The sequence below is a fragment of the Candidatus Pelagibacter bacterium nBUS_36 genome, from assembly GCF_051201215.1.
In the GTDB taxonomy this organism is placed as follows: domain Bacteria; phylum Pseudomonadota; class Alphaproteobacteria; order Pelagibacterales; family Pelagibacteraceae; genus Pelagibacter.
Genome location: NZ_CP172839.1, coordinates 379,159 through 390,565, shown reverse-complemented (window position 1 = coordinate 390,565; position 11,407 = coordinate 379,159). Strand labels below are relative to the sequence as shown.

The window sequence follows — 11,407 nt, the reverse complement described above, 5'->3', positions numbered from 1 at the left end:
AATGACTAAAATAAAAACAACTCATGTTGGAAGCTTACCAAGATCAGATGAGCTTTCTGATCTTTTATTTAAAAAGGACAAGCAAGAAAAAATCGATTTAGAAAATTTTGATGCTGTAGTAAAAAAAGATGTAAAAAAAATTGTAAAAAAACAAATTGATCTAGGTATTGATTTTATAAGTGATGGAGAGATGTCAAAAATCAGTTATGCGACTTATGTTAAAGATAGAATAGATGGATTTTCAGGAGAAAGTGAAAGAAAAGCTCCAAGAGATCTTGATGATTTTCCAACATTTAAAGAACGAATTGCAAGAACAGGTGGAACACCAACCTATACAAGACCTTGCTGCACACATGAACTAAAAATAAAAGACACTTTATCTTTAACTAAAGATATCAATAATTTTAAAGATGCTCTCAAAGAAAATAATCATAGTCATGCATTTATGAATGCTGCCTCTCCAGGTGTAATTTCAGCATTTTTACCAAATAAATTTTATAAAAATGATGATGAATATCTAAATTCTTTGTCAAAACTCATGAAGCAAGAATATGAAGAAATTGTTTCTAACGATTTATATTTGCAATTAGATTGTCCTGATCTTGCTTTAGCAAGACACATGACATTTAAAGATTTGTCAGAAGATGAATTTTTAAAAAGAGCAGAAAAACAAATTGAATTTCTTAATCAGTCTTTAGAAAATATTCCACAATCTAAAATTAGAATGCATATCTGCTGGGGTAATTATGAAGGACCTCATTCATATGATATTTCTTTAGATAAAATCTTACCTTTAATTTTAAAAGCAAATGTTGGAACATATTTGCTAGAGTCATCAAACCCAAGACATTCTCATGAATGGCAGGCGTTTGAAGGTATTAAATTACCTCAAGATAAAATTATAGCCCCAGGTGTGATCGACTCTACTACTAACTTTATAGAACACCCAGAGGTTGTAAAAAATAGACTTATTCAGTTTTCAAAAGTAGTTAACAAAGATCAATTAATGGCAGGAACAGATTGTGGTTTTAGTACTTTTGCAGGTTTTGGAAATGTTGATGAAAACATAGTTTATAAAAAACTTGAGTCTTTAATAGTTGGTACAGAGCTTGCTTCTAAAGCTATTTAATTTTTTGCTTTAAAATTATCAAAAAAAACGACAGAATGGCTTTATAAATACTTTTAAGTATTTTGTAGGGTTTAAAGATTAAAATTATAGAAAGGTAATGAATATGAAAAAAATATTAATCGTATTATCATTTTTGCTATTTGGCACTTATGCTAATGCAGACTGTAATATTAAATCTGGATCAATCAACATCTTAGCGAATGATTTTCCAGCATTAAGAACACTTGTTGATACAGCTAAAGAATGCAAAGGTAGCGCAGATTTTAAAGTGACTCATTCAGCAGAACACAATAAAATTGCTGTACCAGCGCTAACTGCTAATCCTTCAGAATTTTCTGTTAGAGTAGCAGCAAACAGTTCAATTGTTCCATTAATGAATGGTGATTTAATTAGACCTATGAATGATCTAGTTAAAAAATATGGAAAAGGCATTCAAGACTCACAATTAATTACAATTGATGGAAAAGTTATGGCTGTTGCATTTATGGCTAACACTCAACATTTATATGTAAGAACGGATGTCTTAAAAGAAAACGGTATTGCAATTCCAAAAACTTATGAGGATGTTGTTGCAGCTTCTGAAAAAATTAGAGCAGCTGGAAAAATGAAATATCCTTATGCTGCTGCCTACAAAGCTGGCTGGAACTTAGCAGAAGAATTTGTAAACATGTATATTGGTCATGGTGGTGAATTCTTTAAAGCTGGAACAGCAAAACCAAACATCAATAATGCTAAAGGTGTAGCAACTCTTAATATGTTAAAAAAATTAGCTGATTTAAGTAATCCTGATTATTTAACACATGATAGTGAAGCAATTAAAGTAGAATGGGAAGCTGGAAATGTTGCCATTATGACTTTATGGGCTTCAAGATCTGGAACTCTTCTAGATGATGAGGGAGATGCTAAAATCACAGCTGCTACTAAACTAGTTGCGCCAGCAACTGTTGGTGGTGGAAACATTCCTGCTGCAACACTTTGGTGGGATGGATTTACACTTGCTAAAAATAGACCAGATGCAGATGCAGAAGCTTCTTTTAGAGCAATGGCTCATGCTGCTTCTTCAAAAGAAATGGTAGCAAAAGCTGCAGACCAAGCTGTTTGGTTAGTTGAAGGATTTGTTCCAGGACCAAAATCTGTTGGTGTAATTGAAGCAGTTAAAATGGGTGCAAAACCTTATCCAATGTTACCTCAAATGGGACTAATGCACGGTGCCTTGGGTAATGAAATTGTTGAATTTTTGCAAGGAAATGAGACAGCTGAACAAGCATTAAAAGATGTTGAAGCTGCTTATAACACTAAAGCAAAAGAACAAGGTTTCCTATAATATCTAAGTATCTTTAAGTGGGGATTTATTCCCCACTTAACTAAAATTCATGCCTAATAAAAGTTTTTTTTGGTTTTTTTTACCAACTGGTTTAGCAATGATTTTATTCATTGGGTTACCAATTATATCCACAGGTGTTCAATCTTTCTATGCTCAACACGATCAGATTTTAAAAGAAGTTAAAAAATGTGATCCATTTGGCTGCAAGGTTTCAGTGCAAATTGATCAAGAGGCTACTTCAAAAATTAGGGAAGAAAAGCCACTTGGAAAATTTAATGGTTTTGGAACTTATGTAGACAGAAATCATTTGGCGACTGACCAATTATCTAATTTTTGGAATGAGAGCAATTCAACTGGAGAATTTTTAACTAAAGTAGGTAATCTACCTTTTTATAAAGCATTAATTTTTACTTTTACTTATTGTATTATTGTTACACCATGTGTTTTATTGTTGGGATTTGTTATTGCCCTTAGTCTAAATTCAATTTCTAGAAAAATAAGAGGTGCTTTAATTTTTGGTACAATTTTACCAATGATAGTAACTCCATTAGTTGGTTCTTTAGTTTTATTTTGGATGGTAGATGCAGAAGGAATTATTGGAGCAAACTTACAATTATTGATGAATGATCCTTATCTATCAGTTAAATCTTCTAAAACACTTACTTGGATCACAATTATTATTTATGGTATTTGGCATCACTCCCCTTTTGCCTTTGTAGTATTCTATGCAGCTTTACAAACAGTTCCTCAGGAACCGTTAGAAGCTTCAATTATTGATGGTGCTTCAAGATTTCAGAGAGTTAAGCATATTGTTTTACCTCATATTTATCCTGTTGTAACATTTGTAGCTTTAATTTCTTTAATGGATAACTTTAGAGTATTTGAACCTATCATTGGTTTTAGCGCACAGGGTAGTGCTCAATCATTGTCTTGGTTGATATATGATAATTTAGTTAATGAAGAGGTTATTTTATTTGGCTCAGCAGCTGCAACTTCAATAATGACAATAATTGGAATAGCAATAATACTAACGCCAGTTTTAATAAGAACTTGGAGAGAATTTAGAACAAATAGATAATAATGGATTACGGATTAGATAAAAAATCAAATAGTTTAAAGACCTTCAATACTATGTTTATAGTTGTTTGGTTATTGATAGCATGTTTTCCATTTATTTGGACTTTTTGGGGTTCTTTTAAAGTAAGAGCAGACTTTTTTTCAAGAGCTGATTGGTGGTATGCAATAACAGCTTTCAACACATTATTAGAAACTGGTAAAAGTTTTACAACTGAAGCTTATAGTGGCGCATGGTTTGAGGGTGAGTTTTGGAAAGCATCAAGAAACACGATAATAGTAACTGTAAGTGTAGTTTCTGTTTCTTTGTTTCTTGGAACCTTAGGTGCTTACGCTTTATCAAGATCTACAAAAAATTATGCATTTTGGATTTTAATTATTGCATTAGTATTTAGAGCTATGCCTCATATAACTTTAGTTTCTGGATACTTATTTCCTTTTTTTCAATTACAAATTTGGGGAATTCTACCTACAACAATTGTAGTGTTAATAGCAATTAATCAACCATTTACACTTTGGCTACTTTACTCTTTTTTTAAAACTGTTCCAAAAGAACTTGACGAAAGTGCACTAATAGATGGGTGTACATACTTTCAAACATTCAGACATATAATTATGCCTGTGATGTGGCCAGGAGTAATAACAGCTGGATTATTTAGTTTAATGCTAGCATATAACGATTTTACTGTGACAGCCTTATTACTTAATCAAGAAAATCATACAATGGTTCCTAAAATTCAGAGTTACCTTGGAACCAATCAACACGAGGGTAATTTGATGTGGGCAGTTTCAGCAGTAGTTTCTGCTACAGCACCTTTATTCTTATTGGTAATGTTTTTTCAAAAACAAGTAATAAGTGGATTAACAGCAGGCGCTGTAAAAGGTTAATTAACAAAATCTTTAATTAAATTATTAAATTTATCTGGTTCTTCAAGATGCACGTTATGACTACAATCTTTAAAGATTTCTAGTCTACTATTTTTAATTTTTTTGTTAAGTGTATCAACTTGATCAAAATTATATGAGGTATCTTTATCACCCCAAACTATTAATGTTTCATTTTTAATATTTTCTAATTCATCAATTCCTGACCAATTTTGCATTGCTTTAAGTGCATTATCAGCAGTCTCTAGAGAAACATTTTTAACTGCATTTGCACATAAATAATAATTTTTATCCTGGTCACCTTTTACAAACCATTTTTGTGGTACTCTTGAAAATGAAATTTCTACCCCATCTTCTTTAAGTTTTTTTCTAGTTTCGTCAATTGGTTCAAACCTTCCGGGTATTTCACCGATAGATCCAGTTGCAAAACAAATTAATTTATTAACTCTGTTACCAGCAATTTTAGTTATTTCTTGAACTATCATTCCACCCATTGAATGACCAAGTAAATTAAATTTATCTATTTTTTTTTCATCTATTATGTCAATTACAAACTTGGCCATTTTATTAATTGAGTCTAATGATTGGACGCTGCTACTCTCACCAAATCCAGGTAAGGCTGGTGAAATTACTCTACAAAAATTTGAAAAAAAATTTCTTTGATTACACCACATTTCAGATGAGCCCAAATAACCATGAACTAATACTAAAGGATATCCCTCACCTACATCATCTATATAAATTTTACTCATAATATTTAATTAATCATTTTTGTTATAATAAACAATGTTAAAAAACTCATAAAAATAATTATTGAGATATTAATTATATTCCAAATTTTTTTACTTTTCGCATATTTAGACAGATATTTTGAAAGATATCCAATTAAGAAAAAAAATAAAAAAGATGCAATTGATGCACCTACTCCAAAAAGTATTTTTTGACTAATTATGAAGTTTTTTGAAAAATTTCCTAAAAAAAATACTGTATCAGAATAAACATGTGGATTTAAATATGTAAATCCAAGAGTTTTTAAAAAAATATTAAATGCTGTAATACTGGTTAAACCTGTATCAAAATTGACTGCCGTATTATAATTCTTTATTTTTGAATAAATAAAATGAAGTAGAAAAATAACTAAAGCTATATTGAATATTAATTCAACAATTGAATTAAAATACTGATTAAAAAATTGAAAAATAAATATCCCAAGAAAAATTAAAATTAAGTCTGAAATAGAGCAAACTATACAAACAAGAAAGACATGTTGTTTTTTTAACCCTTGTTCAATTACAAAAATATTTTGAGCACCTATTGCTAAAATAAGACTTAGTCCAGTAAAGAAACCTAGTAACAGAAATTCCATTAGGGTTTATTAAACTCTTTTCTTACCTTGAACAACCCTATCTAAAATTAATGCTACAAATAATATCGCAACACCTGCAAGAATACCTTGACCAACATTGGCATATTGTAAAGCTTCTAATACATCTTGTCCTAAACCTTTTGCTCCAATTAGTGATGCAACTACAACCATTGCTAAACTTAACATTACAGTTTGATTTACACCTGCTAAAATTGATGGAGTGGCTAAAGGTAAATCTACCTTTCTTAATAAATACCATTTAGTTGCACCGTAAGCTATTGCAGCTTCCCTGATTGTCTCTGGCACTCCTCTTAGTCCAAGTACTGTTAATCTAACAACAGGAGTTCCACCAAATATCATTGTAATTATTACTGCTGCAACCTTCCCTGTTCCAAAGAATGCAATTACAGGTATCATAAATACAAATGCAGGCATTGTTTGCATAAAATCCATTATTGGTCTTATCATTGAATAAAATCTTTGTCGTCTCGCACAGAAAATTCCAAGTGGTATTCCAATTGCAATACTTAAAATTGCTGCTGTTCCAAGCAATGCGAGTGTTGTCATAGCTTTTACCCAAAAACCCAAAAAACCCATGTAGCTTAAAAATCCAGCAGAATAAATTGCAGCTCTAGGCCCAGCTGATAATCCCGTTAAGGTTACTATTGTAGTTATAATTACTATCCAGGGAGTTTTAACAAACAATAATTCTAAGAAATCTAAAACAGATCTTATTCCAATTGTAATTGCCGTGAACAATGCATCTCCTTTTAAAACAGCATAATTAAAAATAGTTTCGACCCAAGCTATAGACGTCAATCTAATATCGGGATGAGTTGGAAACTCATTCATAATGTCTATTAAACCTGGAAAACTATAATGAACTACAGAGAAGAACATGATCACAGAAGCAAAAACTGTACTTAAAAAATAGTTTTTAGTTTGCATGCCTGGACTTATTGTTTTGTCTGAAAGCCATTCAGAATATCTTTTTTCTAATTTAGAGTTTGCAAGAACACCTTGAACTATTTTTATTAAAATCAATGAAACAATACCAAAAATTGTTATCCAAATAGCAGATGCTTCAATTCTATCGACTTCATTTATATAGCCTTGCATAGCATCTTCTAACGATTTAATGTTCCTCTTATAAACATCAACTTTGTCTGGATTGTTAGTTATAGCTGCTTCTAATTGTTTGTTTCTAAAAGCAATAGTAGATTGTACCTGTTCAATTTTTTGAATAGCATCCTTTGTAATATTTCCAAATAAACCTCTAATAATTTGAACAACTGAGAAAGTTTCAATAATTAAAAAAGTTAAGGCCCAATTCCAAATATTTCGCATTCCAAACCAAATTGGCCCAAGAATTGCAGCATATAAATTAAATGAGAAAGAAAATGAGGGTTTGCTTCCTATTTTTTGGAATTGATCAATATAATAATCAGGATTTGTTTTAACAAAATCAGTTATTAACTCTGATCGTGATGGATTATTTAGTTCTTTACTCACCATCTCCTCCTTCAATAACTGCTTTTAAAAGATCAGACTGAGAAATAACACCAACAATTTTATTTTGATCATTATTTACAATAATTGGTTTGTCTCTTGAAGCTGATGTCTCAATAAGTTTACTCAATAAATCACTTTCATTAACAACTTCTAAATCATTTGAAAGTTTTCCATTTTTATTTTCAAAATTTTCAATTGATTGCATTATTGACTTAGCTTGAACTACTTTTAATCTAGAAATTCCTTTAACAAAATCAGCAACATAATCATCAGCTGGACTAACAACAATTTCTTCAGGTGTTCCAACCTGAATAACTTTACCATCTCTCATTATCGCAATACGATGCCCTACTCTTACAGCTTCATCTAAATCATGGGTAATGAAAACAGTTGTTTTTTTCATTTGTTTTGAAAGTTTAATAAATTCTGATTGAAGTTGTCTCCTAATTAATGGATCTAATGCACTAAACGGTTCATCCATTAATAAAAAATCTGGATCTGCTGCTAATGCTCGAGCTAGACCTACTCTTTGCTGCATTCCACCTGATAATTCATGGGCAAATTTATTTCCCCAACCTTGTAATTCAACTATATCTAAAATTTTATTTGCAGCGTCTAATCTATCGTTTTTACTCACACCTCTAATTTCAAGGGGCATTGCGATATTATCAACAACAGATCTATGAGGCATTAGGGCAAAGTTTTGAAATACCATACCAATTTTTTTATTTCTTAGTTCTTGTAAACTTTCTCTATCAAGACTCATTACATCCTGACCATTAATTAAAATTTTGCCAGAGGTTGGTTCTAAAAGTCTATTTATGTGTCTAACTAACGTTGATTTTCCACTACCGGAAAGGCCCATTACACAAAATATTTCACCCTGTTTAACATCAAAAGAAACATCTGAAACACCTATAACAGAGTTATATTTCTCTAAAGCTTCATTTTTTGAAATTCTTTTATTTTGTATTGCATCTAAAGCCTCAGGAGAAGTATTGCCAAATACCTTCCATACATTTTCTATTTTAATTGCTGATCCAGATGAATCCATTTAACTTTCTTTTACTTAAGGAAAATATACCCGGCAATATAAAATTGCCGAGTATAAATAATTTATTTTAGATTAAAGACCTAACCAACCATCAACTGTTGATTTGTTAGCTTTCATCCAAGCTCTCGCTACATCAGCTGGTTGTTTTTTCTCAACTGAAATTGCGTAAGCCATAGCAGATACATCATCTGCTGTTAATTGAAAGTTCTTAAAGAATTCAACGATTGCTGGAGATTTACTTTCTAGAGAAGTTCCCCATCCAATTTGAATTTGTTTAAGTGCATCTTTAGAAGCTACGTATGATTTTTTGTACCAATCAGCATCTTCTTTAGGTTGTACCATTTTGTATTTAGCTGGATCGAATTTTGGCTCTTCCAACATAACTACATCAGCCATTCCCCAAATCGCATGTGGCTTGTAACAATAAAATGCATAGCCTTCACCTTTTTTAATAGAGTCAAGTACTCTTGCATTTTTAACTGCTTCTGCTGCTCTTATTGGTTCGATACCTGCATCATATAAACCATAGTCTCTTAATTTAACTTGGTTAACATTAGCTGAAGCCCAACCATCTGCACCAATCCAGAACTCACCTTTACCATTGCCATCACTATCCATAGCTTTAACAACTTCGGGTCTTCCTAAATCTTCAATTGCAGTAATATTAAACTTTTTTGCAAACTGTTGAGAAACACAATACCCTTGGTTTCCTTCATATGGTTTGCTGCTTAACTTTAAAGTTCCTTTTGGAACTAAATCATTTGTGTAAGCTTGTTGGTTAGGTAACCAGATGTCAGGGTGAACTTCAATCTCACCTTTACTTCTGTCGATCGCACCATAAATAGCAGTGTTGTTTCCTGGAACAAGTTCTGCTTCTCCGCCCATTTTATCTGTAACAACTGCAGCTAATAAGTTTGCAATAGCTGTTGCACCTGTCCAACCTGGATCTCCAATTTTTACTTTTTCAGCGAATGATGAAAATGTTGCAAAAAGTGAAATAAGTCCAGCTACAAGTGTAGTTTTAATTATTCTCATTATCTCTCCTATTAATTTATAAAATTTAGTCTAACGTGAATGATTAAAGTGAGTCAAAGGAAATAAAGTTATAAAATGTATAAATAACAATGCTTTTTTAACTTAATGGTCGCAGATATTATTGGTGACTAATCCAAATAGTTTTAGTTTGAAGAAAAGAATTTAATGCTTCAGTACCTTGGTCTCTACTCAATGATCCAGATTGTTTATAACCTCCAAATGGAGTTTTAATATCACCTTCTGAAAAAGTGTTAACTGATACAGTTCCACATGGAAGGCTTTTGGCTAAATGAAATGCTCGGTTTATATCTTGGGTGAATACACTAGCATGTAATCCATATTTTGAATTACTTGCAATTTTCAAAGCCTCTTCATCATTTTTAACTGTCAAAACTCCTAGTACTGGGCCAAAGATCTCTTCTTGAGCAATGGTCATATTTTCTTTTAATCCATCAAACAATGTTGGCTTTGCATAAAAGCCTTTTTGTTTATTGTTCGATACTCCACCAGATAAAAGTTTTGCACCCTCATCGATTCCTTTTTGAATATATCCATCAACTGTTTGTAAATGTCCTTTTGAAATCATAGATCCCATATTTGATTTTAAATCTAATGGGTCTCCTACTTTTAATTTTTTTACTCTTTTAATTATTTTATCTAAAAATTCATCTTTAACTTTTTTGTAAACTATTTGTCTCATGTTTGCAGAACAGTTTTGACCACCATTCCAAAAAGCAGAATTAATTGCATTATCAATTAAATCATCATTGATTTTCGCATCCTCTAAAACTATAAATGGACTTTTGCCACCCATCTCTAAAGCAACAGGTTTTAAATTACTTTCGCTTGAATACTTTAAAAAATATCCACCTACTTCAGTTGAGCCTGTGAATGAAACAGCATCAACATCTTTGTGTCGACCTAGAGCCTCACCAACATCTCCATATCCTGGAAGAACATTTAATACACCGTCTGGAATTCCGGCCTCTTTACCAATTTGAGCAACTCTTATTGCTGTTAGTGGAGTATCTTCTGCTGGCTTGATAATTACTGAGCAGCCCGCAGCTAATGCAGGAGCCATCTTCCAAACAGCCATCATTAAAGGAAAGTTCCAAGGAACAATTCCTGCAACAACACCTATTGGTTCTTTAACTATTAAACTTGTAATAGATGGTTCGGTTGGACCAACTTTTCCAAAAACTTTATCTATAAGTTCTCCATACCACTGAAAATGCATTGGAGCATCATTGGCGACTTCATTAATACAATCTGTAACTAACTTTCCAGTATCAACACATTCTAAAACTGAATTTTCATCTCCATGTTTTCGAAGTAATTCTGCAAATTTTAATAAAATTTCTTTTCTATGTTCTGGAGAACATCTTGACCAAACACCACTATTAAAAGCTTTTCTTGAAACTTTGACTGCAAGATCAACATCTTTATGATTACATTTAGCAACAGTGCAAAGTTTTTCACCTGTTGCAGGATTTATTGTTTCAAACTTTTTACCATCTATAGCATTAACATATTTACCATTAATAAAAGCTCTTCCTTCAAACTTTAATTTTTTTGCGATAGCTTTGTAATTAGTAGCCACTAACTATTCTGGATTAGCTGTAAGTGTTTTAATCTCTAAAACATTTTCATTAGGGTCTTTAACAAAAAAAGTTTCTTGCTCATACTTTGTTCCTTTAAATCTTAGGTAAGGTTCATCATAATACTTGGTGCCATTGTCTTTTAATCTTTGTTTTAAAGTATCAAAATCTTTTCTTGATAAGTGTACACCGAAGTGAGGAACAGAAACATTTCCCATATCAACATCATGTCTTTCGTTATCTAATTTTTGCTCACTTGCATGGAGAGTTAATTCATTTCCCCAAAAATCAACATCAGCCCACTCTTGATCAGAGTTATCTAATCTACAGCCTAATGTTTCACTGTAAAATTTTTTTGCTACTTCTAAGTCACCACAAGGGACAGCTAAATGAAAACAATTGGTATTTCTATACATAAATCTCCTCTTTA

The 11,407-nt window shown here is 31.6% G+C and carries 11 protein-coding genes; 4 read left to right on the top strand and 7 right to left on the bottom strand.

Translation table 11 applies throughout. The features are described from left to right. Position 1 precedes the first annotated feature (1 nt). From ACIJYI_RS02040 to ACIJYI_RS02025, 4 genes are all read left to right on the top strand, one after another. A complete protein-coding gene (locus ACIJYI_RS02040; protein WP_435114455.1) occupies positions 2–1,129 on the top strand; it encodes a cobalamin-independent methionine synthase II family protein in 1,128 nt (375 codons plus the stop codon). 97 nt (positions 1,130–1,226) lie between these two features. Continuing rightward, on the top strand, positions 1,227–2,453 hold the full coding sequence (locus ACIJYI_RS02035) for an ABC transporter substrate-binding protein (protein WP_435090904.1): 1,227 nt from the start codon (positions 1,227–1,229) through the stop codon (positions 2,451–2,453). 49 nt (positions 2,454–2,502) lie between these two features. After that, entirely contained in the window at positions 2,503–3,531 is a 1,029-nt protein-coding gene (locus tag ACIJYI_RS02030) for a carbohydrate ABC transporter permease (RefSeq protein WP_435114454.1), read from the top strand. A 2-nt stretch (positions 3,532–3,533) separates the two neighbouring features. Then, complete coding sequence (locus ACIJYI_RS02025) at positions 3,534–4,415, top strand: carbohydrate ABC transporter permease (protein WP_271497306.1); 882 nt, start codon at positions 3,534–3,536, stop codon at positions 4,413–4,415. Here the strand turns inward: ACIJYI_RS02025 and ACIJYI_RS02020 are convergent. The 7 genes from ACIJYI_RS02020 to ACIJYI_RS01990 all read right to left on the bottom strand — a co-directional run bounded on the left by ACIJYI_RS02020 (position 4,412) and on the right by ACIJYI_RS01990 (position 11,393). Beyond that, positions 4,412–5,164, bottom strand: a complete 753-nt coding sequence (locus tag ACIJYI_RS02020) for an alpha/beta fold hydrolase (protein ID WP_435114453.1) — start codon at positions 5,162–5,164, stop codon at positions 4,412–4,414. The two genes, ACIJYI_RS02025 and ACIJYI_RS02020, sit on opposite strands and share 4 nt — an antisense overlap. Positions 5,165–5,169: 5 nt before the next feature. Further along, entirely contained in the window at positions 5,170–5,778 is a 609-nt protein-coding gene (locus ACIJYI_RS02015) for a LysE/ArgO family amino acid transporter (RefSeq protein WP_435114452.1), read from the bottom strand. Between the two features lie 9 nt (positions 5,779–5,787). After that, on the bottom strand, positions 5,788–7,293 hold the full coding sequence (locus ACIJYI_RS02010; protein WP_435114451.1) for an ABC transporter permease: 1,506 nt from the start codon (positions 7,291–7,293) through the stop codon (positions 5,788–5,790). Further along, positions 7,283–8,344: a quaternary amine ABC transporter ATP-binding protein gene (locus ACIJYI_RS02005; RefSeq protein ID WP_435114450.1), complete on the bottom strand. Its 1,062-nt coding sequence runs from the start codon at positions 8,342–8,344 to the stop codon at positions 7,283–7,285. Before ACIJYI_RS02005 ends, ACIJYI_RS02010 begins: the two co-directional genes overlap by 11 nt. Positions 8,345–8,416: 72 nt before the next feature. Next, the gene (locus ACIJYI_RS02000; RefSeq protein WP_435090898.1) at positions 8,417–9,379 is read right to left on the bottom strand and encodes an ABC transporter substrate-binding protein; all 963 of its coding nucleotides are present in this window, start codon (positions 9,377–9,379) and stop codon (positions 8,417–8,419) included. Between the two features lie 118 nt (positions 9,380–9,497). Beyond that, a complete protein-coding gene (locus ACIJYI_RS01995; protein ID WP_435114449.1) occupies positions 9,498–10,979 on the bottom strand; it encodes an aldehyde dehydrogenase in 1,482 nt (493 codons plus the stop codon). Positions 10,980–10,982: 3 nt separating this feature from the next. Further along, entirely contained in the window at positions 10,983–11,393 is a 411-nt protein-coding gene (locus ACIJYI_RS01990; protein ID WP_435114448.1) for a VOC family protein, read from the bottom strand. Positions 11,394–11,407: the final 14 nt, after the last annotated feature.